The following is a 24184-nucleotide window of genomic DNA, read 5'->3' on the forward strand; positions in this document are numbered from 1 at the left end:
AGGAGCGTTTTCTTTTACCGCACTTCCCTTTTTCTCTTTACCAGCACGTTGCCCGTGACACCTATTTATTCATTTTGAACCTCTGATCGTCAGGTTCATTGACCTGTCGTGAATTCGCACAGAGCACAATAAAGATGGCTTTGGGTAGAGACGCGTCAAAAATTCATTTAACATTGCCTCGCTTTAAAAAAGCAGTACGCATTTTGCAAACTGGAATAGTCATATAAAAGAAGGAACTACAGGATGACAACATCCTTTTCAGGGATTAAAACTCGTGCAGCGTGGGTAATGGCAGGGGCATTATTGTTGGGCGGCTGTCAATCTGGAGCAGATCTTGGCGGACTCATGTCCGCAGGCTCCAGTTTCGCAGGTGCAGCCACCATGTCGGATCAGCAAATGCAGCAAATCGGCGATCAAACGATTGCGCAATTGGATGCTGAAAACCAAGTGGCTCCCAGCAATAGCGAGTATGCTCAGCGTTTGGCTAATCTCACTCAAGGTTGGGAAACCGTCGACGGCAGTACGCTGGAATATGACGTTTACTTGCGTGATGAAATCAACGCGTTTGCAGTGCCCAACGGCGCTATCCGGCTTTACAGCGGTTTGATGGATGAAATGAGCGACGAAGAAGTACAGTACGTGATTGCTCATGAAATTGGCCATGTGGTACTCGGCCACTCCAAGCGCGCTTTTCAAGTCGCCTATGCCGCCTCAGCAGCGCGTGAGGCAGCCGCTGCGAGCGGCAGCACCACCGCAGCGGCACTCTCCAGTTCCGAGCTGGGTGCGCTGGGTGAGAAACTCGTCAATGCTCAGTTCTCACAGCGCCAGGAAAACGAAGCCGATGACTTCGCCCTGGAACTCATGCGCCGCCACGACCTGAGTGCAGAAGCCTCTGTTTCGGCGCTGCGCAAGCTCGAAGCCAAATATGGCAACAGCCGTAGCGTCTTCTCCAGCCACCCCGCTGCCGGTGATCGCGCCGACCGTCTGGAAGCCCAGCTCTAATGTAGCTCGGCCACGAGACGCGGCAAATTTGATCGTTACTGGGCAGCCTATGCCTGGTAACGATCATGGAGGCCGAGTTCTGGCTCAATCCTTCGGTTGTTGCGCTTCGAGTTCGGCCAGATAGCGCTCTTGCAAGATGTACATACGCTTTACATCACGATATTTGCCATTGATGAAAAACTCCTGCACCAAATGCCCCTCTTCTATAAAACCGCTTTCCTCGTATAAGTGAATGGCCTTGACGTTCTCTACCGCGACGATCAGATAGACCTTGTGCAAGTTCAATATGGTGAAAGAGTAGTGTAGCGCTTGCCGTATCAGCGAACGTGCGAACCCTTTGCCCTGATGCTCTGGCGTAATGATGATCTGAAACTCGGCGCTACGGTGGATGTAATCGATTTCGATCAACTCCACCAGGCCAATCGCACTACCGCTACTGTCTTCGGCAACGAATCGGCGCTCTGCGTTATCGTGAATGTGCTTGTTATAGAGCTCTTCCAGCTCATCGAAGGACTCATAGGGCTCTTCGAACCAGTACGACATGATGCTCTGGTTATTATTCAACTCGTGCACGAAACGCAGGTCGTTGCGCTCCAGCGCCCTCAGATACAGTACTGGGCTCATGATAGGTGTCTCATTCAATCGCGTTGACTCATTGGGTTACCGGCTTTGTCTGGTGGTTGAGCGATAAGTTCAGCGCGCCAGGTGACGCCGTTCGAAGGAGAACAAGTCGCTCAGCGGGTGCCGCCTGCCTTCGAGATGGGCTCTCAAGAGATGCGCACCTATCATGCTGTACGTAATGCCATTTCCGCCATAGGCCATGGCAAAATGCACGTTCGGCCCCAGCGCCTCATGGGTCCCGAAATAAGGCAGCCCATCCTCGGTTTCAGCAAAGGTACCCCCCCAACTGAAGGCAGGCGTCATGCGCAGAGAAGGCCATAGCGAAGATACCCTTTCAGCCAGCGATGCCGCTTTTTCAAGCACCCGCGCGTCCCTGCGCTCAGGAATATCCTCTTCGTCATCTTCACCGCCCACCAGCAAACGCCCATCATGGGTGGAGCGCAAATAGAGGTAGGGGCGCGCCGATTCCCAGACCATGGTATCGCGAAGCTTGCCGAGCATGCCGCCTGGCAAAGGGTCGGTGACGAACGCGTAACTGCTGCGGTTGCTGGCGACCGGCTCTGGCAGCCATGCCTGGCTTTCATAACCGGCCGCAATGATCACCTGCTGGCAGCGTACCAGGGCGCCGTTGCGCAAACGAACCCCCATGGTCGCCCCGTCTGCCTCCAAAGACTCCACCGCCGTTCGATCGTATACGTGCCCACCTCTGGCAACGACCTCATCGAGCAGTTGGTAAGCCATGCGGTAAGGGTCCACGGTAGCCGCCAGATGCGAGAGGATACCGCCGGGTGCGCTAAAGCCATACGCCTCCTGCAACTGCTCGGGCGAACACCACTGCACATCGAACCCCCACCGCTTGCGAATGGCAAACTCGTCCCGAAGAGAAGAGAGATGGCCCGCTTCACTGGCAAAATAAAGGCTCTGTTGGCGACGAAAGGCGATATCGCCCAGCTCTGCCGCACGGGCGGCCAATGCATGAACCGCCTCGGCACACCCCTGATAGGCCATGACGGCACTCGCTTCACCATATTGCTGCGCCAGGTGATACAAGTGTGTATCGATTTCGTACTGCAACAGCGCCGTACTGGCCGCCGTGCTGCCCCACCCCACGTCACGACGCTCGAGGACGGCCACGTCATGGCCATGGCGTGTCAGCTCGTCGGCGATCAACGCCCCGGTGATACCGCCGCCGATGATGGCTATGTTTACCTGAAGATCATGGGTAAGCTGAGGATAACGGGTCAACAAGCCATTGCTGACCGTCCAGAAGGGGTAGCCACTTTTAAGATCCATTTTTTCGCCTATGCTGGGTGATCCTGTCACCCATTAACCATAGTGGTTTATCGGTGATCTGCCCGACGGCCACGCTGTGAACAAGGAGTCACGATGATCGATTTACGTAGCGATACGGTCACTCGCCCCACCTCCGCGATGCGGGCAGCCATGCTGGCAGCGCCTCTGGGCGACGATGTCTGGGGCGACGACCCGACGGTCAATGCCTTTCAAGCGACCCTTGCCGAGCGCACGGGCAAGGAGGCTGCCCTGCTGTTCCCCAGTGGCACCCAAAGCAATCTGGTGGCGCTCATGGCGCACTGCGAACGCGGCGATGAGTACATCGTGGGCCAGAATGCTCATACTTACCGCTACGAAGGCGGCGGCGCCGCCGTGTTGGGCAGCATCCAGCCACAGCCGATAGAACACGCCGCAGACGGCAGCCTGCCACTCGACAAAATCGCTGCCGCCGTCAAAGCCGACGACGTTCACTTTGCCCGTACGCGGCTCCTGGCGCTGGAAAACACCATCGGTGGAAAAGTGCTGCCCGCCGAGTACGTTCAGCAGGCCACCGAGCTGGCGCGCGCTCACGGGCTGGCAACGCACCTGGACGGTGCTCGGCTCTTCAATGCCGCCGTCGCCACGGATACCTCGCTGAAGCAGCTGTGCCAACCGTTCGACAGCGTGTCACTCTGCTTTTCGAAAGGGCTGGGCACGCCCATGGGTTCGGCGCTGGTAGGGTCGCACGCATTGATCGAGCGCGCACGGCGCTGGCGCAAGATGGTAGGGGGCGGCATGCGCCAGGCGGGCATCATCGCCGCGGCCTGCCAGCATGCCCTCGACCATCATGTGGCCGACCTGGCCCATGATCATCGCCGCGCGGCGCGTTTGGCAGAGGGGTTGGCAGCGCTGCCCGGGCTCGAGGTCACCTCTCACGCCACCAACATGGTGTTCTTGCGCGTCGATCAGGCCCACGTGACCCCGCTGGCTGCCTGGCTGAAAGAGCACGACATTCTGATCCAGCTGCTTTACGCCACGCGACTGGTGATCCATCGCGATATCGATGACGCCGCTGTCGAGCGTGTGCTGGAGGTCATGGGGCGCTACTTCGACGCGGCGGCATCACGATAGCAGTGTCGACCCCAAGGCCAGGTGCACGGCAATCACCAGCATCATCACGCCAATGGCGCCATCGATGACGCGCCAGGCGCCGGGGCGAGAGAGCCAGGGGGAAAGCGCCGAGCCACCCCAGGCCAGCAAGCTGAACCAGAGAACCGAGGCCGTCGCGGCGCCCGCCACGAACACCCCGGCGCTCTCCTGCTGGGCCCCGACGGCAGGAATCAACAGCAGCGTATCCAGATACACTTGTGGATTGAGCACCGTAACAGCCAGGGTCGCCAACAGCACGCCGCGTAAACTGCGTGTGCGTGCGTGGTTGGCGGTCAGCCCCTCTCGGCCACTACCTGCACGCCACAAGGCCTGGGCGGCCAACCAGCCCAGAAACAGCACCCCTACCCAGCGCAGGGCCTCCATGGCATTGGGCATGGTCAGCAGGAACGCACTGACGCCAAACATGCCAGCGGTCAACAGCAGTATGTCCGCACTCATGCACACACCCGCCGACCACCAGTGGTACTCCCGACGAATGGCCAACCCCAGCACATAGGCGTTCTGTGCACCAATGGCCATGATGATCCCGCCGCATACCACGAGCCCCGTTATATAGCTTTGCCACATGACCTATCCCTATCGCCGCTGCAAGAAGTGAAGCGCTACGATAGGTGGCAACGTCAATAAATAAAAATCATACTGTGAATAGGCCATTAGCTTTTCTTATAATCATGAGGTGTCGATTGGCAGACACGAGAAACATGACTCTGCAGGTCACGGCATCTCGTGCGGACCCAGCGCTTCCACCAGCGAGGTGGCAAAGCGTAATGCCGAGGGCCAGCCTCCCCAGTGCCAATAGGCTACGGACAACGTCGTGGCTTCCTGACGGGTCACGGCCGGCCAATATTGCCAAATTCCCCGTTCAAGCAGCGTTTGCTGTGTCCCCGCCGCAGAATAAGGGCTTTCCAACAGCATCACTCGGCCTTCGAGTTCGAACAGCTGCCCGGCGGTGACGGTCGCAAACCCCCAGCGATTGACCTCCCCATCCCACCCATTGCGCAGGCCCAACTGCTCCAGCACCAGGTTTTCCAGGCTTCCTTGGCCAAACACTCTGGCATGACGTTCATCCATCAAACTGACCAGCACCAACGGTTGAGTCGCCTGGTCATGGTCCTGAAAGTGAGTAGCCAAGATCTCAAACTGGGCCCTGACGCCCTGCAAATATTCATCTGCATGGCTGCGTACGCCTGCTAATTCTCCCAGTTGCTCCGTCAATCCATCCAACCGCTCACTTAACGGTGTGCCCTGCTGATAGATTGTCCACTCTTTCAGTGCGGCCAGGCGGCTCAGTTGGGGCACCAGATTGGCGTGGGCGGGTGGCGAGATCAGAATATGCGAAGGCGCAATGTCTTGTATCAACTCGAGGTTGGGCAGGTGGCGGCTACCCAGCTCCATTACGGCGGGCAGCGCTTGAGGGTCTCGCCACCATACGCGATAACCCGAGAGACCGCCCAAGGCTTCAGGCGGTTCCCCCAGCGCGTGCAAGGTTTCGGCTATCGCATAGTCCAGCGTTATGACGTTACCGAGCGTGTCGTGTTGACCCCACGCCGGAGTCGCCAACAACATGGCGGGCAACAGCCCGCACATGGCCCTGCGCATGATCTGCAGCATGGATCAATACCGGAATGACAGCGTGCCCAGGACCGTACGGTCAGTGCCCCAGTAGCAACGGGCGGCATTGTTGCACTCGCCCACATACTGTTTATCGAAGAGATTCTCCACATTGAGCCCTACCCGCCAGTTCGCATCCAAGGCATAGCCGAGGGAAAGGTCAACGAGCGTCACGGCGCGCGTGGCGAGCGTATCGCCGTATGCCAGGCTCGCGTCAGGATAGGCGTTGGAGCTTCCCAGGTAGCGCACGCCCAGCCCTACTTCAGCGCCTTGCATGGGCCCTTGGAGAACCTCATAGTGGGCCCATAGGGAGGCTTTGTGGCGAGGTACGCCAGCCACCTGATTATCCTCATAACGGGGAAACGCCACGTCCTCGACAATACGCGCATCGGTGTAGGTGTATGCGGCGGCAACGCTAAGCGCATCGCTGACATCACTGACCAACTCCAGTTCGATACCATTGGAATCGGTACGCCCCACGTTGCGGTAGCCACCGATGGCGCTGTCGTAGTTGATGTCATTCTTCATCACGATATCGTAGGTCGAGAGCGTAATGGCGGTATCCGAGTCAGGCAGGTCGTAGCGCAGGCCCAACTCGTACTGGCGGCCTGTAATGGGATCTAGCGGCTCGTTGGTGGCGACAGAGACCTGGCGCGCGGGCACAAACGTAGTCGCATAATTCACATAGGGTGATAAACCGGAGTCGAACTGATACATCAAGCCTGCTTGCCAGCTAAACTCCTCATCGGTGACAGAAAAGCCACTTCCGGGTGCCAGATGGTTGTTGTACTCCGTCCTGGCCGAGTCAAAGCGCCCACCCACCTGGGCAATCAAGCCCCCCATTTGGCTATGCAACTGGGAGTAGATACCGGTCAACGCCTGGACGTCCTCACCATCTTCAGAGCGCTGCAGCGTTTGCGGTGATGAACTCCACTGGGGGTTAAAGATATTGATCAGTTGAGGCGTACTGAACCCCACATCCTGGGTCTGAGAAAAAGAGGTTCGATCATAGCCAAACCCGGCGAGCCAGGTGTGCTCAACGGTATCGTTACCAAATTTGCCTACCACGCGGTTATCAATCGCCAAGGTCCTGCTATCGTTATCGCGGTCTCTGCCGTAAGCACCAATGACATCGTCATAGCCATCGCCTGGGTAACTCCACCACACTTCCCGACGATTCACGTGAGAACGCAAGTAACGGGCATTTTGTTGAAAACGCCAATCCTCGTTGAAGGCGTGCTCGTACTCATAGCCTAACGACCAGACTTCCCGCTCGAAGGTGTCCCACTCGGGATGGCCCAGGTTCGTGCGGGAGCTCAGCGTTCCTGAAGGGTGATCGAGCAGGGTCCCCGCCGCTGGCAATCCTAGCTGCAGCTCGGTGTCATCTTGTTGGTACATACCCAACACGGTCAGCCGGTCTTGATCACTCAGCTCGAAGGTCAACGAGGGGGCGATGTAGGTGCGATCGTCCTGTACGCTATCGATCTGGGTATCCGAGTCGCGATGCAAAAAGACGACTCGGCCCTGTACCGACCCGTCAGCATTCAGCGGGCCAGACACGTCGGCCGAGACTTGGCGGCGGTCATGGCTACCATAACTCAGGTTCACCTCGCCTTGATGATCAGCGGTAGGTCGTTTGCTGACCAAGTTGACCAATCCGCCAGGCACGTTTTCACCGTAAAGCGCCGTGGTGGGCCCTTTGAAGACTTCAACCCGCTCCAGGCCATAGGGCTCTGCCGACGTGGAGTAGGCGTTGGGTTGCACACGCAGGCCATCGCGGTAAGTACCGTAGCCATAATCGCGCTGGTTCATACCGCGAATAAAGAAGATATCGCCTGCCAAGCCATCCCCCACCGGGAAGTCACTCGACGAAATACCGGGCACGTAACTCAAGATGTTGCTGAGTGTTCGAGGGTTCTGATCCTCGATGCGTTGACGAGTCACCACGGACACCGTACGCGGCGTGTCCTCGAGCGCGGTATCGGTCTTGGTGGCCGTCAAACTGCGCTGTGCTCGATAGCCATGGTCAGGCCCCACGGCAGAGGGGCTCAACCACTCGGCTTCTACATGAAGCACCGGCAACGCTTCATCACCGGCCTGCTCTATCAGCCGATAACTGCCATCGCTCTGCCGCGCGGCTCCAAGGTGGGTTCCGTACAGCAGCCGCTCAAGCCCCGCCTCGACGCTGTACTGCCCAGACAGCCCAGGGCTCTGGCGCCCTTCGCCCAGTTGGCTGGCACCGCTGATGAATACCCCCGCTTCCGTGGCAAACCGATTGATCACTGTGCTGAGCGAGCCAGCGGGGATCTCATAGTCGCGAGCTTGCTGCTGGCTGGTTTGCGCCATGGCCGGCATCGCCAGCAGTGGTGTCACCAACCAGCCCACGGCTGTGAGGTGCACTGCCAGCGCGAGGGCGCGGTGACGCCTTGGCAACAGACGGGTGACAGTCGACGATGAAGGCAATACAGAGCGCTGGTGCGGCATATCGATTCCCCTTGCAGATGATGTTTGACGACTTATGGAGAGGAATCGAACCAACGCCAAAAAGGGGAACCCAGAACGTGTTTTTATATTGGGTGTGCTGTTATTTGTCAGCCGACACCGCCTCGATCTTGACCCAAAAGGGCATGACTCGGTGTACCTTCACGGGTAGCGTCGTTTCGACCATGCTCAGGGTGCGCTCCAGGTCGTCAATGGGGAAGGCACCGAACAGGTTCAGCTCTGCCACCGCTGGATCGACCTCCAGGCGGCCATGATGATACCGACTCAGCTCCATGGCGAAGGCTTTCAATGACATGTCTTCCGCCAGCAAGACACCTTGGGCCCAAGCTGCCTGACTCACCACGGCAGGCGTGAGCCCGCTAACCTCATGAGCGGAATAGCTGGCCTGATGCCCGGCGTCGACCACCTGACGTTGGCCAGCCTGCCCGCCATCGCCAAGGGTCTGAATAGCCACCGCGCCCTCGAACACCGCCAAAAGCTCGTCGTCTTGGCGCTGGCGAACGCTGAAACGGGTTCCCAGGGGAGTCAGCCGCGCATGACGGGTATCCATGTACAAGGGGCGTTCGGGGGCATCCCCTGTGTCAATCAGCACCTCGCCTACCACCAGCTGTAGCCGACGATACCCAGCGGCGTAGTCGACATTCAGCGCCGACGCGCTACTGAGCCATACCTGAGTGCCGTCCTCCAGTTCGATACGGTAAATGTCGCCGGTGGCAGAGCGGTAATCGGCTCTCCAATAGGCTACCCATTGAGGCAACGGCGTCCACTGCCAGGAGAGCCCTGCCAGCACGACCACGACCACCAGGCTGGACAGCCCGTTCAGCAGATGCCACCGACCTCGGCGCCGATGTCGCGCCGAGCTGATGACTCGGTCGGCGGCCTGCCGCTCTGCATCATCAAGGTGGGCGGTGAAACGCTGGCTGACGCCTTCCACTTGCTGCCAAGCCCAGCGGTGGGTGTCGTTGGCCTCATGCCACTCCTGCCAACGACGATGTGCCATGGCCGACGGCTCCGCTGATTGCCTCTCGGCAAACCACTCGGCAGCCTCCGCCAACGCACGACGTTTGGCGGCTTCATCGTCGCGGGCAGCCGTCTCCACCTAGAGGCTCGCCTCGAAGCCTGCTTCGATCAACGCGCATTGCAGCATGGCCTGTGCCATATATTTTTTGACCATCCGTTCGGAAACCCCCAGTTCCTCGGCAATCTGCCGATAGGGTTTACCGTGTAGCTGCGAGGCCAGAAAGGCACTGACGACTTTCTCCGGCAGTTGCGCCAGCATGCGGTCGATTTCACACAGGGTTTCGATGACGATCTGATGGTGTTCGACGGAGGGCATGTTCACTTCCGCGCGGACGGCCAATGTCTCTCGCCAGGCTCGCTCGATGTCCTGACGGCGCCAATGATCCACGCACATCCCCTTGGCCATGCGGCTGAGATAGGCTCGGGCGCCATCGAAACTATCGAAATGGCGCGGCGTCTTCAGCAACCGCACAAACGCATCCTGCGCCAAATCGGCCGCCGATTCGCCGCATCCCAGCCGATGCCTGAGCAACTGCTGCAACCAAGGCTGATGGTGATGATAGAGCTGGCCCAGTGACTCTCGACAACCCGTATGATAAGCCGAGTGCCCGACGGCGGGAGGGATCGTCATGGTGCTTTCATCCGCTCACTCGGGCCACCGCGTCGCGGCTGGCGGCTGCGCGCTGCTCACCGGAGAGCTCGACGAGCTGCCCGCCGCGCATTTCCAGCAGTCGGTCGGCCTGGTCGAAATAGTGGTCATCGTGGCTGATCACGACCAGCGTTTTGCCCAGCGCCCTGAGCTGCGGCAGTAGCTCGCGGTAGAAGACGCGCCGAAACTGAGGGTCCTGGTCGGCAGCCCACTCGTCCAGCAGCAACACATCGCGCTGTTCGGCTACCGCCAGCAGCATGGCGAGGCGCTTGCGCTGGCCCTGGGAGAGGTTGACGTTGGTGACGCGGTCGCCGTCGAAATCGAGCTTGTTCTGCATGGCCAGGGCGGCCAGCCACTGTTCCACCAGGGCCGGGTCGGGTGCCTCGCCCCCTGGTCCCATCAACCGGTCAAACAAGTGCAAGTCTGTGTAAATGGCCGAAAAGTGCTGTCGATAGCGTGTCCAGTCTTGGTCGCGCAGCGGCTTGCCATCGACGCGGACACAGCCACGCTGAGGGTGGTAAAGCCCGGTCAGTAGCCTCGCCAGGGTCGATTTTCCGCTGCCGTTTCCGCCAATCAGAAAGACCACTTCGCCACGCTTCAAGGTCAGATCGATAGGGCCAATGGCAAAGCCCGAGCGCGACTCCTCATCCGGATAGCGATAGCAGACCTGCTCCAGGGTCAGTTCCTGCCAATCGTGGCGCAGGGCCACGTGGCCGAAGGTTTCACTGTGCTCGGCCAGCTCCAGACTACGAATCTTTTCAAACGCGACTCGGGCGTTGATCAGCGTCGGGAAAGCGCCTATCGCCTGTATCAGCGGCGCGCGCAGAAACAGCAGAGTCAGCGAAAAGGTGGTGGCCACCTGTACCGATGCCCAGCCAAGGCCATTGGCCAAAAAGAAGGTGATGCCAATCGCCCCTAGCATCATGATGTTGAACCAGTTCACGGCGCTGAGATGATAGGTATCGCCCAGAATGTAATGACGGCGACAATTCTTGGCGTTGGGCGTATAGACATCGCGGTACAGCCATTCGGCTCGGTCGCGGTTGAGCGCCAGCTCTTTGCGCCCCTCGATCACGGCCTGGTAATCCGCGTAGAGACGATCCTGTATCTCGCGCAGCTTGGCCATGTGCCCATAGACTCGCGCCACCAGACGCATACCGATGACCACCGTCACGATCACCCACAATGCGGAGATCCCCAGCATGGCAGGCGAAAGCCACCACAGGTAAAGCGTGGCACCCACCGTCAGCACCCCGCCTTGCACCAGCTCCGGCAAACGTATGAAGGCAACGGTGACCGAGTTCACATCGGTGGAGAGGCTCGCCAGCAGGCGCGCACTGCCGATTTGCTCGGCACGCTCGAGATGGGTATCCAGAATACGCTTGATCAACTGCCCCCGCAGCCGATAAACGAACTGGTGGCCCAGCGTGGTCAGCGCCAATTGCGATGCCAGGGTTATGAGCAGCAGTAGCGCGATCAACCCCAGAAACTCGGGCAGGATACGCCAGGGATCAATGAAGGAACCCAGCAGGCGCTGATTGATAAACGCGATGACGCCAATGCCCAGGCCTGCACTGGCCAGACTCAATAGCAACACGACGACGAAGGGCCAGCGGTAATCACGCCATACGATCTTCAACAGCTCCATCACCACGACTCCTGGGCTTTTTTCATATCACCACCAATAGAGAGGGCAATCACAACCGCCGCAGCCCCCACATGAAATAGGCGCCGCCGATCAAGGACGCCACCAAGCCCGCCGGTATCTCATAGGGAAAAATGATCTGTCGGCCGATCCAATCCGCCAGCACCATCAGCAGCATGCCGATCAACGCAGCCCCCAGCAGGTGCTGCCCCGCCCGAGAGAAACCGACCAGGCGCGCCATGTGCGGCGCCAGCAGGCCAATGAACGACAGCGGCCCGACCACCAGGGTGGCGCAGGCGGTTAACAGCGCCACCAACAGCAGCAGCGCCAAACGGGCACGGTTGAGGGTCACTCCCAATGCTCTGGCGGTCGGCGCGCCCAAGGGCAAGATATCCAGCCAGCGGGTAAAGGGCAGCGTAATCAACGCCAGCACCGCAGCCACTCCCCCGACCGTCACCGCATGGGTGACATCCACGTAGTAGGTGGAGCCCGCCAGCCAGGCAATGACCTGCTGGCCACGCGGATCGCCCCCCGCCAGCATCACGCTGCGTACCGCATCGAACAGGGCACTGACGGCCACCCCCGTGAGCAGCAAACGCTCGGGGAGATAACCGCTCTTGCGGTTGATGCCCACGAGCACCAGCAACGTGGCGAAAGCCCCCAGCGTGCCGACCCCCATCAGCATCATGTTGGTGGGCGTGGGTAACAGAAAAATCCCCAGAATCAGCGCGATGGCACAGCCACCGCTGATACCCAGCACTTCCGGGCTGGCCATGGGGTTGGCGGAAAGGCGCTGGAGTATCGTCCCGGCAATGGCCAGCATCAACCCGCTGGCAGCGGCCGCCATCACCCGCGGCAAGCGCCACTGCATCACGTTCCAGCTCTCTGGCGAGAGCAGGTACCAGCCATCGACCCCCTGGCCTAAGAGCAGCCCCAGCAGCGTGGCCGCCAAGAGTGCGAGGATCAATCCGGTGACCAAGCGTGACGGCGCAGCATGGCGGCGGGCAACGACACTCGCCCCTCTGGGCGGCTGATCGCCCTGAAGTTTCAGGCGCGGAATCAGCCACATCAGTAGCGGTGCCCCCAAAGCACCGGTAACCGCCCCGGTGGGAATGAAGGCTGCCCCCATACCACCGAACTGCTGCAGCAGCAGGTCCGTGGTCGCCAGCAGCACGCCCCCCAGCAGCGTCGACCACAACACCCGCGATCCCAATCGGCGCGCCCCGGCCATGCGCACGATATTGGGCGCCGCCAGGCCAATGAAACCAATGATGCCCACCACGCTGACGATACTGCCGGTAATGAATACCGCCAGCCCCATCCCCGCAAAGCGCAGATAGGCCAACGAGACACCCAGGCTCTTGGCGCTGGCATCGTCCAGCTCCAGCACTGCTAGCGGGCGCAGCAAGAACCAGGCAGCAATGCAGCTAATCGCCAACCGAGGCCAGAGCACGGCCACGCCGTCCCAGCCATTTTGCGCCAGCGACCCCGCCCCCCAGATCAGCAGCCCCGACAGCGCCTCGTGGTTGAACAGCAGCAGCGCTGTCGAGAGCGCGCCCAGGTACAAATTGACGACCAGGCCCGCCAACACCACCACGATAGGCGCCAGCCCCCGACGCCAGGAAAGCAGAAAAACCAGCCCCACGGCCAGCGCGCCGCCCAGCAAGGCGACCCACTCACGCCCAGCCACCAACAACCCCGGCGCCAGCAAAGTGGCGGTCATCAGCGCCAGGTTAGCGCCCGATGCCACCCCCAGCGTCGTCGGCGAAGCTAACGGGTTGCGCAGCACTTGCTGCATCAGCACACCCGCCAATCCCAAGCCAGCCCCCGCCAGCAGCGCGACCGACAGGCGCGGCCACCAAGCGTAGTAAAGCAGCAGCTCGTCGACACTCTCGAAAGAAGGCGCCACCAGGGCACGCAGGCCCAAGGTGACTCCGCCTTGGCTTTCCAGTCCGGCCCAAAACAGCACCACCATCGGCAGGCTAAGCAGCAGGCAGGCTTTCGCGGGTGATACTCCTCCCAGACGTTGAGCAACTCGTGCGGTACCTAGCATGGCAAGCCCTCGTTCGTGATGGCCATACCGCTCACCAGACTGGACGTGATAGCCAACACCATCATGGTCTTACCCTTACCTTGGAGGAAAACGAGTGGACGGAACATTGCCGATTTAATCATCGGCGATGATTCTAAATGATAACGATTAGCACTACAATTGTATTATCATGCACAGGAGCCGCCCGGCAAACGCCCCAGGGCTGGCGAGATAGCCCTGGCCGTGTGCCTGCCGTTGTAGAATCAGTGCATCTTTATTTTAAAAATGAGAACCATTAGCACTAGAATGGAACGTTAAGGTCAACCCATCTTCAGGAGTCATTCATGTTCGAGGTCAAAGGTGCCACCTTTGAAATCAATGGCAAGCAGATCCTTGCACCCATTGAGCACACCTTTCATGAGGGCAAGGTATACGGTCTGATTGGCCATAATGGCTCGGGCAAGTCGACGCTGATCAAACTGTTGGCACAGCAGCAGCCCGTCACCGAAGGCGATATCCTGTTCGACCATCGCCCGTTGCGTGCCTGGGGCACGCGCGAGTTTGCGCGCCAGGTGGCCTACCTGCCGCAGCATTTGCCCAGCGCTGAAAATCTCACTGGCCGTGAACTGGTCGCCTTTGGCCGCTACCCTTGGCACGGGCTACTGGGGCGTCACGACCAGCGGGATAAAGCGGCCATCGAGCGCGCCATTACCCTGACGCATACGGAGGCCTTTGCCGACCGCCTGGTAGATACCCTTTCCGGGGGCGAGCGCCAGCGGGTATGGCTAGCCATGCTGATTGCCCAAGGCAGCCGATTTCTATTGCTGGACGAGCCATTGGCAGCCCTGGACATTGCCCACCAGATGGAAGTGCTGGCACTGGTACGCACGCTATGCGACGAACTGAACCTGTGCGTCATCATCGTGCTCCATGACATCAATATGGCTTCGCGCTACTGCGATGAGCTCATGGCGCTGCATAGTGGACAGCTGCTGGCACACGGCGCCCCCGACGTCCTGATGCACGGCGCCACCCTCGAAGCCATCTACGGGCTACCCATGCAGGTGATGCCACACCCCAATGGAGAACACCGGATTGCCGTCGCCCAGTAGGCGCCACTCCACCCCACAGGAAAAAGAGTCGTTCTCAATCAGCACTTCAACTGATAAGCATTATCGCTTATGCTGACTCTCTTTCCTCGCGCCCCGTTTACGCCTTGGAGTTTGGTCATGCCACTTGCCTTGCGCCAGCCCGACACCGTCACGCCGCCTACCCTGGCCGACTGCTACCAGGGCCCACTTGAGCACTTTACCGTGCCCATGATCGGCGGTGTGCCCCCCCAAGGGGCCATCAAGGCTGCGCGATGGCGTAATGCCGCGCTGCTGGAAGAGGACATGGCGCACTTCGCCAGCCGTTACCCAGGTGGCGACCTGCGCGCCATTGCATCGCTCTGGTCGAAGTGGCATTTCAGTACGGTCACCGTCCCCACACTGACGGCACATCTACTGCTTGACCGCGATTTACCCGTAGGGCTGGACGACCTCCATGTGATGCAAAATGATCAGGGGGGCACACAAGGACTCTGGCTACCACACGAAGGCGAACGGTTTACCACCTTGGACACCCGCCAACGCTTCGCGACGCTGATCGAGCAACACTGGGCGCCGCTCATTGAGCGCTTGTCAGCCTTGTCAGGAGCGGCTCCCCGCGTCTTCTGGAGCAACGCCGGTGGCTATGTGGATTACTACGTCAATGCCCTCGCTACTCACCCCTTGGTCAAGCCTTCCGCCTTGGCCGCGACCCGGGCACTGCTGGAGTCGCGCACGCTCAACGGCCAACGCAATCCACTCTTCGAGCCAGTACGCACCTACCAGCCCAGCGGCAGCGACGACGTCAAACGTGTGCGCAAACTTTGTTGCCTGCGATACTTGCTGGAGGAGTTCGACGTCTGCAGCAACTGCCCGCTGGAGGGCTGCGACCGCGCGGCGCGCAAGCGCCATTGAGTTCTGGCATCGCAGTGGCGTATTGAGGGAAGATCATCACTTTCTCCCCCGAAAAGAACGGCCATGGTGGACTACAAATCTCTTCAAGCACTGGCAGCAGTCATGGAAGGCGGCGGGTTCGAACGAGCGGGTGAGCTGCTCGGCCTGTCCCAATCTGCCGTTTCACAGCGGATCAAAGCGCTGGAGACGCGCCTGGGCCAGCCAGTACTGATACGTCACCCCGAGTTGACCCCTACTCCCGCTGGGCAGCGGCTGCTGACTCACTACCAGCAGGTACGGCTGCTCGAACGCGACCTTCGGCAAACCCTCCCCACCCTGGACCAACAAGCCTCCCGATTGAGAGTCGCCGTCAATGCCGACAGCGTCGGCACCTGGTGGGCCGATGCCGTTGCCCCAATCTGTCTTGCCGAGGGCATCCTGCTGGATCTGGTGATCGAAGATCAGGAAATCGGCTTGAAGCGCCTGAAGGATGGCGATGTGGCGGCCTGCCTGTGTGCAACGCCCACGCCCATGGCAGGCGCACGCTGCATCAAGGTCGGCGAGATGGTGTACCTGCCGCTGGCCTCACCCGGCTACGTGGCGCATTTCTTCCCGAATGGCCCAACGGCCACGGCCTTTCAACACGCACCCGCCATCGTGTTTGGCCCACATGACCAGCTGCAGCATCGCTTTCTGGCGCAGTGTGGCTACCACGGGCATTTTCCCTATCACTTGTGCCCCTCTTCCGAAGGCTTCGTGCGGCTTGCCGCAGCAGGCATGGGGTATGGCATGGTCCCTCAGTTACAGGCCGCCACGCTGTTGAAGAGCGGCCAGTTGGTCAGCATTGCGCCAGGCAGCTCACTGACGGTACCGCTGTACTGGCACTTCTGGCGGCACAGTGGCGACCTGCTGCATCGGCTGACCGAAAGACTGAACCGCTTCACGATTTAGCACCAATCTTGCTTTACCTTCATGCTTGCATCTTCAAAGCTGGCTACACTCACGTTTGTATCGTTGGAGCACCCGCCGCTAATGCCAAGGCAGAGCACTGGTCGCGGCGTGATTAATTTGCTACTACTGTCATCGGGAAAACCCAGTGACAACGTATAGCGCTCTCCCAGGCCAAGGGAACCCTGCAGCGGCCTGCCGAGAGGAGAAAAAAAATCAAAAAAGCGATGCTTATGGGTCATCACGGTTGGGGAAAGCGCCTGCTGGTCATCCTGCTGCTGTACCTGTCGGGTATCAGCTCTCTTGCGGGGGCTGTGCCGACGCTGTCTGTTTCACCGGATCAGACGTCTTACTCCCTGAATGGCAACACCCGCTTCTGGCACACGCCTGAGTCGTTGACGCTGCGCGAACTGCTGGCACTCGCCCCATCTTTCACGCCCGTGTCACAGACCTCCGACCTGCATTTTGGCTATACCGCCGAAGAGACCTGGCTGACCACTCGTCTGCACAACGCCTCGCCACGACCCGCCCAATGGATGCTCAAGTTCGAGTATCCTTTCATCGACAGGATTGCGCTCTATACGCTGCGCGACCAGTTCAGCGAAGTACAGCTCGGGGGCAGTACTCTGCCCGTGGATGAGCGTGCCCTGGCCCATCGCCAGATCGTCTTTCCCATTCATCTGGAAGGAGGAGAAAGCGTCACGCTGTACCTGCAGGCCAATACCTCCGGCAGCAAGTTCTTGAGCTACAGCCTGATGACCCCTGATGCGTTCCATGCGCAGAACGATCGTTACAACTTCTGGCTGGCCACCTACTTTGGCATGCTGCTCGCCTTGGGGCTTTACAACTTTTTGCTGTTCTTTGGCCTGAAAGAACGGGTCTTTTTGCACTACGCCCTGTTTGCATTCGGCTTCACCCTGGCCATTCTGACCTTCAACGGCCTTGGGACACTGATGTTCTGGAGCTTTCTGGCCGAACAGACACCGCGGCTGGTGGCCATTGGTTTTACCTTTGCCTCCGCCATGGCGACGCTGTTTGCCCAGAGCTTTTTGAACACGGCGCACTATACCCCTCGCTGGCATAGCGTCATTTCACTGTTTCGGCTTTACTGCTGGACGGCACTGGCAGCGTCACTGGTGTTACCCATTCCGTGGGCACTGCAGTTGACGGATGTCACGGGGCTGAGCGCATCGCTTTTGCTGCTGGTATGCGGCATCTACGGCAGTTGGCGGCGCGTCCCCAGTGCCCGCCTCTTCGTATTGGCGTGGAGTATCTTCCTGCTGGGTGCGGCGGTATTTGCGCTACGCAACATGGGGGTTCTGCCCGCCAACTTCATTACTTTGCACGGCATTCAAATCGGCTCGGCACTGGAAATGCTGCTGCTATCGTTTGCCCTGGCCGCCCGCTTCAACAAGCTCAAACGCCAGAAGGAGCAGGCACAGGCCGATACGGTGGCCATGCTCAAAAAGCAGGAGGCCATTCTGGAAGCCAAAGTGGCCTTGCGAACTCAGGCACTGGAACAGCTTGCCAACCATGACATGCTGACGGGCCTGTTGAACCGCAACGGGCTGACACGCTGCGCAGCGGCTGCCTTTGACCAGAGCTATCGCACCCATGAGCCGGTGGCACTGATCATGTGCGATCTCGACCGTTTCAAGCCCATCAATGACCAGTACGGCCACGATGCCGGGGATTTCGTGCTGCAACAGGTAGCCAAGCGGCTCGTCCATGCAGCGCGACTGGGCGACCACTGCGCTCGGTTCGGTGGCGATGAATTCATCGTCCTGCTGGAGGGTGGCCAGCAGCCCAACACCTTGGACAGCGTGTGCCAACGCATCGAGCAGTCCATCCGCTCGCCCATCAAGCTGCCCTGCGGGGTCAGTGTCTGTGTCGGTATCAGCCTCGGCGTCAGCGGGCTGCACCACTATCAACGCAGTGACGAACAGGGTCACGATGCGCTGCTGGAGCGCATGATCCACGAGGCCGACCAGCACATGTACGCCGCCAAGGCACGCACTGACGCTGCCGCTTATCGCTACTCTGCCAGAGGTTAGCCACGCTCAGGCAAACATCAAAAGCCCCGCACATACCGCAGCGCCACCCGCGAAAGGTAAAAAGCGGCTGTGGCGGTCTTCCGGCAGCTCTTCTTTCAGCACGTTCAACACCAGCCCACCCGCCACGAAGGCGTACAGCAGGCTGATCAAGGCATCCGTGAGCTGAATGGCATGGCCAATCAGCCAACCCACGAACACCGCCGCCGCCAATACCCAACGGCCTTTCATCAGATAGCGCTGACGATGGTGCTGCACCAGCCCGTGGTCGTTGACCAGAAAGTGAAACCCCATGGCCAGGAAGAAGAACAGGGCTTCCGGAAGCTGATTGTCGCGGTACACCAGCAGATAACCAATCAGCAGGTTATAAAGCGCAAAGGAGCCAATATGGATCCAGAACACGCCCCGCAACTTGCCCAATGACACCCGCTTCTGCGGCGTATCACGATGGGAGTAGACCTTGGCCAACTGCTCCAGGCCATAAAAGACGCCCAATCCCACCAAGGCCGTCAGGTAGGCGTTATGCTCGAGAATGAACAGCGGCCCATGCTCGGTGATGGTGTCTTGAGCGTCACTCAAGGCAGGGAAGATATGGATAAAGACATAGCCTACCGATACACCGCCCGCGAACGAGAGCCAAGCGCTGCGCGGCAGCGCATTGAGCCGCTGAAGCCGACCAGCGAACAGATGAATGGCCGCCAGTCCCAACGCGAAAGCAAGCTGTTGGGCCATGGTCATCACGCTCCTTGTGATACGGTGGGGATATGCTTAGTCGAATAGACTCATGCGCTTCATCACGTTGTCGCGCTTGATGCGCCAGTGGAACAGTGCCCCGGCCACATGCAGCGTGATCAGCACCACCAGCGCCCAGCCCACCCGCTCGTGCCACATGAACAGCGTTTGCGAGAGCGCGTCGTGACGCCCCAACAGCCCGGGCAAATGCCACTGGAAGAACTCCACCGGGAAGCCGCCCGTTGCCGTGGCGGCCCAGCCCAACAGCGGCATGACGACCAGCGCTGCATACAGCAGATGATGCACGCTGGTGCTTACCAGACGCTCGAAGGTCGACAGCGGCGGATCATGGTCGGGCACGACGAATGCCAGTCGCGTCACGATACGCAGCGTCATCAGCAGCAAGACAGCAATGCCCAACGTCTTGTGGCTGGTGTACAGCAAGTTGGTCAGCGTGTTGCCCAGCAACGCCAACGTCCGCTCGTAGCCCAGAAAGCCCAGCGTCAGACCAGTGGCCAACCCCAGCAGTACGGCCCCCGCCACCAGCCAATGCAGCACTCGGTGAGGGTAGATATAGTGATCAAGCTCGTGCATTCAAAACTCCCTGCCCCGTCACATCGTTATCATCAGCCCGCCGCCTTTGCGGCACGGCGTTAGATTACTATAGTCCTGGAATAGCGTAAGTCATGGAATTGCGTACCGCTTGTTTCTCACGGCACATCAACCCTCACTGGGCACGGCCAGCTGTTCTCGAATCAGCTCTGCCAACCGGCGGGCAGGTTCGGTGGGCCGATGCGGCGCTCGGTGCAGCGCCAGTTCGATCATCGGCAAGGCAGGCAGCCCGCTGCTTTCGTCCAGCGGGCGCAGCGAGGGGGTCAGCATGCTGCGGGTGACCACCACCACGGCAAGCCCAGCGGTCACGATGGGCGCCAGCCCGGCCATGGACTGGCTGGTATACGCCACACGCCAGTGGCGCCCTGCGGCCTGAAGCGCCTGTTCCGCCACTTCCCTGAACACATCGGCCCCTGGGGTATAAAGCGCCAAGGGTACCGGGTCGCTGAGCAGCGGTTGTTGATTCACCCCCACGGCCCACACCAGCGGTTCTCGACGAATGACTTCCCCACCCGGTGAATGGCGCTGGCGCGTTACCAGCGCCAGGTCCAGCTCCGCCGTTTTCACCTGCTCGACCAGATGGGCGCTGGTGCCACACTGCACGGTCAGCCCTACGGCGGGATAGAGCTGGTGAAAATAGGCGAAGACCGACGGCAGCAACGACGCATAATCCTCGGGAATCCCCAGCGTCAAATCGCCCGTCACCTGACGGGCCTGCATGTCGCTCCACGCCTCGTCATTGAGGGCCAACAAGTGCCGTGCATGGGCCAGCAGACGCTCTCCTTCCGCCGTAAAGCGCAGCCGCCGCCCATCACGCTCATGCAGGCGCATCTCCAGTTGGGCCTCAAGACGCTGCAACTGCATGCTGACCGTCGATTGGGTGTACGCGAGCCGCGTCGCCGCCGCGGTGACGCTTCCGGTGTCGGCAATGGCCACCAATGTTCGCAGTAGCGTCAGGTCGAACGTGGGCGCGCGCATACATCACCATCCTTGATGAAAACCATCATAAAAGATCGTTATCTTGATGAATGAGCCGTGAGTATGCTGCGCACAAGAGGTCAATTTCAAGGTTCAAGGAGACGCGTGATGCAGCCCCTTCACTCCCCGGTCGTGGTTTCCCCCAAATACAGTGTTGCCGCCGCGCTGGTGGCCGTCGCGCTATGGAGCATTGCCCCGTTACTGGCGGAACTGGCGCGCACGGTCGCTCCGCTGCAACTCACTGCTCTGACCCTGCTGGCAGGCGCGCTAGCCACCCTGCCCTTGAGCCGTAAGGTGCCGCTGAGCCACTGCACGTGGCGCTGGCAGGCCGGTATCTGGCTGGGCGTTCCACTGCTGATCGTCGGGGCGGTAAGCAGTTACTTCATCGGCATGCGTTGGGCCCCAGCGGCAGAAGCCGCCTTGATTACCTATACCTGGCCGGTGCTGTTCGTCCTGTTGAGCCAGTGGTACCGCACGGGCCGCTTGACGTTGGCCAGCGTATCGGGAGCGCTGATCGCCTTCATGGGGGCCGCGCTACTGCTGGTGCCACAAGCACTGGGTAGCGGTGTTGGCGGGGCAGCACCAGGTTACGCCCTGGCCCTGCTCGCCGCCTGCTGCTGGGCACTCTACTCCTGGACAGGCCAGGCAGCGCCGGTCTCGCTGACGCCGCTACTGCCCCGCCTGCTGTTGATTGCCTGTGCCATGACCTTTGCCGCCAGCATGCTGCTGGAAGGGCCCACGGCGCTGCCCCAGCAAGAAGCGCTGCTTGCAGGCATTGCCCTGGGCCTCGGGCCTTACGGCATCGCCATGGTGGCCTGGGATAGAGCGCTGCGCTTCGGCCATGCCAGCCTGGTAGGCAGCCTGGCCTATGGGGTGCCCATTCTGGCGGCCCTGTTACTGGTCATGGCAGGCGTCAGCGTGCTGGACTGGCGGCTGCCCAGCGCCGCCCTCCTGGTGGTGGTCGGCTGTTTGAAAGCAGGCCGCTAGCAGCCTTTACTCTGCGCCGATAAAACGTGGCTTGGCCACGCCGTCGAGGGCTTCAACGGGGATCGTCAAGGTGGGCTGACCTACGGCGTAAGGCGCGATGTCGTATACGTTGTACTTGACCTCCCATGCCTCCTCCAGCGGAGCAATGTTGCGGCTGGGGGATAACGGCCAGTTCTCCAGGAACTGTTCATCCTGCCCCATGTCGCTTGCCCAGCGCTGGTGAGCCTCCGTCAGCAACGCATCGAAGGCCGCCTCCTGCCCATCCAGCAGCATATCCTCGGCTTCGACCACTGCTCGGCGGCGCTCATCGATCACCATGAACGCCGTCATGGGTAGCCCATGGGCCTGCCCGGCATGGTAGACGTAGCTGTTCAGCTCCAACACCAGCAGGTCGTCGTGATGGGCATGAACCGTGGCTTCGAGCATGGCCTCACTGGTCATTTCCGAGGGCGTCAAGCGATTGCCCTCTTCGGCCAGTTCGAAAAAGTGCTGAGCATACGCCGCCCAGGAAACGGCAGGCTCGGCCTGCTCTTCGGTAATCCCCATGCCCAGGGTCAGCAGACGCTCCTGCAACTGCTGCGTCAGTGCTTCATCCTGGGGGAACTCCAGTGCTGAAATTCGCACCGTCGAGCAGCGCTCCCCCTCACAGCCGGGCGCCACGAACTGCTGCTCTACGGCCAGCGTGGCCAATGCCAGCGGCTCCTCCTGAGGTTGCTGCGAAGTGTGGCAACCGGTTAGCCATACACTGCTGGCCATCAACGTGCCCACGCTCATGACCGATGTCAGACGTACCATATCAACCTCCTTGTGAATGCGATGCTGCCCATACCAGCATAAAAAAATGCCCCTGCACAGAGCAGGGGCATGATCACCGCGTTACCTACTGGCCCACTCAGGTGTCAGGCTGCATTTCCGTAGGCTCTGCGCTTACCTCCAGCTCGAACATGCCGCTGCCGCTGGCGCTGAAACCACGGGCGCTCACGGTGTAAGTACCCGGTAGCAGCGCCTGCTCCAGCAGGGCGTTGGTTCCCTGACCGCCGTCGTCGTCACTGTAGGAGACACCTTCGCCATACAGTTCGAGATAGGTATCGAAGTCAGTGGAGTTCATCGCCAGCGTTACCCGCGAACTCTCCGTCAAGGTTAGCTGATAGGTCAACGGTTCGCCGCTGTACCAGCCATTGATGGTTTCATCGGGGGTCAATTCGCCCTCGTTGCGCAGCTCTACGTCTTCTGGCAACTCACGTGTTGCCACTGACAGGGTAAACAGGCCGCTGTCGGTACCGTACGCCGTGCGGGCCGTGATCTGATAGCTGCCCGGTGCCAGGAAATCGGCAATACGGGCGTCCAGATTACCGGCACTGTCGTCGTCTTCACGGTAATAGCCGTTGGCACCTTCCAGCACGAGATAAGCATCCACATCGCTGGAATTCATCTCGATCTGGTACATGCCGGCTTCTTCGATCTCGAGCTCGTAGCTCAAGGGCTGCCCGCTGAACCAGCCATTCAACGACTCACCCGACTGAATGGCACCGTCATTGCGCAGGTCGCCATCGCCCGGAAGCTCACGCGGTTCTGCCGCCAAGGTGAACAGGCCGCTGCCATCACCAAAAGCGCTTCTTGCGGTCACCGTGTAATCGCCCGGCTCCAGAAAATCGGCAATGCGGGCATTCAGGTTACCGGCGCTGTCATCGTCTTCCCGGTAATAGCCGTTGGGGCCAAGTAGCTCCAGATAGGCGTCGAATTCATCGGCACGCATCTCGATCTGGTACATGCCCGCCTCTTCGACGGTCAACGTGACTTCTCGGGGAGTGCTCTCCAGCCAGCTATCCATGGGCGTGCCCACCGCCAATGTGTCGGAGTCGCTCAGTTCGATGGTTCGGGCTTCGACACTGAAGGGGCCATAGCTCTGGGCATTGGCTCCGCTGACCACGACCATGTAGTCGCCGCTCTCTTTCACCCGATAACGCACGGTATCGGCACTGGAGAGCAGCTCCAGCTGATCATCGTACAGCGCCACGATGCCTTGCAAGGCACCGCGCAGCGACACCTCCACCAGCGCATCTTCATCCAGCTGGATGACGTAGCGAGTAAAGCGGCTACCGTCGTTACCGTTCAGCTCATTGGCAGAGGTGATTTCGCCTCGGCCACGCTCGCCAAGCGCCAGGGTCTCCAACCCTTCGAACCTAGAGCCTGAATCACTGGCAACCTCATCCGAAACTTCCACCGTGTCCGGTGTGGAGGGGGTTTGAGAGAGAGACTGTGCTGCGAAGTAACCCACCGCAACGCCGCCCACGGCGACCAGCAGCAGAGTAACAGGAGAGGATTTGGCCATAGGTGCATCCTTGATCGTAGGCAAAAACGCCGATATAG

At 60.1% G+C, this 24184-nt stretch carries 21 protein-coding genes; 7 read left to right on the forward strand and 14 right to left on the reverse strand.

The window, feature by feature from the left end:
* The first annotated feature begins 381 nt into the window (after window positions 1-381).
* Window positions 382-1002 carry a M48 family metalloprotease gene (locus FEU76_RS08090; RefSeq protein WP_229800830.1) on the forward strand — a complete coding sequence of 207 codons (621 nt, stop codon included), beginning with the start codon at window positions 382-384 and terminating at the stop codon, window positions 1000-1002.
* A gap of 84 nt (window positions 1003-1086) precedes the next feature.
* Here FEU76_RS08090 and speG read toward each other — a convergent pair whose 3' ends face one another.
* Both speG and FEU76_RS08100 read right to left on the reverse strand, forming a co-directional pair.
* On the reverse strand, window positions 1087-1626 hold the full coding sequence (gene speG / locus FEU76_RS08095; protein WP_016914738.1) for a spermidine N1-acetyltransferase: 540 nt from the start codon (window positions 1624-1626) through the stop codon (window positions 1087-1089).
* 69 nt (window positions 1627-1695) lie between these two features.
* Window positions 1696-2916, reverse strand: a complete 1221-nt coding sequence (locus tag FEU76_RS08100; protein ID WP_144981981.1) for an NAD(P)/FAD-dependent oxidoreductase — start codon at window positions 2914-2916, stop codon at window positions 1696-1698.
* 93 nt (window positions 2917-3009) lie between these two features.
* On the opposite strand from FEU76_RS08100, the gene ltaE reads away from it, so the two are divergent.
* Entirely contained in the window at window positions 3010-4026 is a 1017-nt protein-coding gene (gene ltaE, locus FEU76_RS08105) for a low-specificity L-threonine aldolase (RefSeq protein ID WP_144981984.1), read from the forward strand.
* Here the strand turns inward: ltaE and FEU76_RS08110 are convergent.
* The 7 genes from FEU76_RS08110 to fhuB form a co-directional block, all read right to left on the reverse strand.
* Window positions 4018-4632 carry a LysE/ArgO family amino acid transporter gene (locus tag FEU76_RS08110; protein ID WP_096922420.1) on the reverse strand — a complete coding sequence of 205 codons (615 nt, stop codon included), beginning with the start codon at window positions 4630-4632 and terminating at the stop codon, window positions 4018-4020. The two genes, ltaE and FEU76_RS08110, sit on opposite strands and share 9 nt — an antisense overlap.
* Before the next feature lie 147 nt (window positions 4633-4779).
* The gene (locus FEU76_RS08115; protein ID WP_144981987.1) at window positions 4780-5676 is read right to left on the reverse strand and encodes an ABC transporter substrate-binding protein; all 897 of its coding nucleotides are present in this window, start codon (window positions 5674-5676) and stop codon (window positions 4780-4782) included.
* Between the two features lie 3 nt (window positions 5677-5679).
* Entirely contained in the window at window positions 5680-8160 is a 2481-nt protein-coding gene (locus FEU76_RS08120; RefSeq protein WP_222114795.1) for a TonB-dependent siderophore receptor, read from the reverse strand.
* 100 nt (window positions 8161-8260) lie between these two features.
* Window positions 8261-9277, reverse strand: a complete 1017-nt coding sequence (locus FEU76_RS08125) for a FecR domain-containing protein (protein ID WP_144981990.1) — start codon at window positions 9275-9277, stop codon at window positions 8261-8263.
* Window positions 9278-9829: a sigma-70 family RNA polymerase sigma factor gene (locus FEU76_RS08130; protein WP_144981993.1), complete on the reverse strand. Its 552-nt coding sequence runs from the start codon at window positions 9827-9829 to the stop codon at window positions 9278-9280. It lies immediately after the preceding gene.
* 7 nt (window positions 9830-9836) lie between these two features.
* Window positions 9837-11495, reverse strand: coding sequence for a multidrug ABC transporter permease/ATP-binding protein (locus FEU76_RS08135; protein WP_144981996.1), 1659 nt, complete (start codon window positions 11493-11495; stop codon window positions 9837-9839).
* Between the two features lie 49 nt (window positions 11496-11544).
* Window positions 11545-13545 carry a Fe(3+)-hydroxamate ABC transporter permease FhuB gene (gene fhuB, locus FEU76_RS08140; RefSeq protein ID WP_144981999.1) on the reverse strand — a complete coding sequence of 667 codons (2001 nt, stop codon included), beginning with the start codon at window positions 13543-13545 and terminating at the stop codon, window positions 11545-11547.
* 323 nt (window positions 13546-13868) lie between these two features.
* Here fhuB and FEU76_RS08145 point away from each other — a divergent pair, with 323 nt between their 5' ends.
* From FEU76_RS08145 to FEU76_RS08160, 4 genes are all read left to right on the forward strand, one after another.
* Window positions 13869-14636 carry an ATP-binding cassette domain-containing protein gene (locus tag FEU76_RS08145; protein WP_144982002.1) on the forward strand — a complete coding sequence of 256 codons (768 nt, stop codon included), beginning with the start codon at window positions 13869-13871 and terminating at the stop codon, window positions 14634-14636.
* A 117-nt stretch (window positions 14637-14753) separates the two neighbouring features.
* On the forward strand, window positions 14754-15527 hold the full coding sequence (gene fhuF, locus FEU76_RS08150) for a siderophore-iron reductase FhuF (RefSeq protein WP_039176910.1): 774 nt from the start codon (window positions 14754-14756) through the stop codon (window positions 15525-15527).
* Window positions 15528-15590: 63 nt separating this feature from the next.
* Entirely contained in the window at window positions 15591-16457 is an 867-nt protein-coding gene (locus tag FEU76_RS08155; protein WP_039176913.1) for a LysR family transcriptional regulator ArgP, read from the forward strand.
* Window positions 16458-16687: 230 nt separating this feature from the next.
* Window positions 16688-18508, forward strand: coding sequence for a diguanylate cyclase (locus tag FEU76_RS08160; RefSeq protein ID WP_144982006.1), 1821 nt, complete (start codon window positions 16688-16690; stop codon window positions 18506-18508).
* 6 nt (window positions 18509-18514) lie between these two features.
* On the opposite strand, the gene FEU76_RS08165 is transcribed toward FEU76_RS08160, so the two are convergent.
* The 3 genes from FEU76_RS08165 to FEU76_RS08175 form a co-directional block, all read right to left on the reverse strand.
* A complete protein-coding gene (locus tag FEU76_RS08165; RefSeq protein ID WP_096923413.1) occupies window positions 18515-19237 on the reverse strand; it encodes a hypothetical protein in 723 nt (240 codons plus the stop codon).
* Window positions 19238-19273: 36 nt separating this feature from the next.
* The gene (locus FEU76_RS08170) at window positions 19274-19831 is read right to left on the reverse strand and encodes a cytochrome b (protein WP_144982009.1); all 558 of its coding nucleotides are present in this window, start codon (window positions 19829-19831) and stop codon (window positions 19274-19276) included.
* Window positions 19832-19957: 126 nt separating this feature from the next.
* Window positions 19958-20827, reverse strand: a complete 870-nt coding sequence (locus tag FEU76_RS08175; RefSeq protein WP_039176919.1) for a LysR substrate-binding domain-containing protein — start codon at window positions 20825-20827, stop codon at window positions 19958-19960.
* A 108-nt stretch (window positions 20828-20935) separates the two neighbouring features.
* Between FEU76_RS08175 and FEU76_RS08180 the strand changes: the two genes are divergently transcribed.
* A complete protein-coding gene (locus tag FEU76_RS08180; RefSeq protein WP_039176921.1) occupies window positions 20936-21814 on the forward strand; it encodes a DMT family transporter in 879 nt (292 codons plus the stop codon).
* Window positions 21815-21820: 6 nt separating this feature from the next.
* Here the strand turns inward: FEU76_RS08180 and FEU76_RS08185 are convergent, their stop codons facing one another.
* Both FEU76_RS08185 and FEU76_RS08190 read right to left on the reverse strand, forming a co-directional pair.
* On the reverse strand, window positions 21821-22609 hold the full coding sequence (locus FEU76_RS08185; protein ID WP_260851377.1) for an RsiV family protein: 789 nt from the start codon (window positions 22607-22609) through the stop codon (window positions 21821-21823).
* A gap of 97 nt (window positions 22610-22706) precedes the next feature.
* A complete protein-coding gene (locus tag FEU76_RS08190) occupies window positions 22707-24146 on the reverse strand; it encodes a hypothetical protein (protein WP_144982011.1) in 1440 nt (479 codons plus the stop codon).
* Window positions 24147-24184: the final 38 nt, after the last annotated feature.

The organism is Halomonas sp. C22 (assembly GCF_007655045.1).
GTDB lineage: Bacteria > Pseudomonadota > Gammaproteobacteria > Pseudomonadales > Halomonadaceae > Vreelandella > Vreelandella hamiltonii.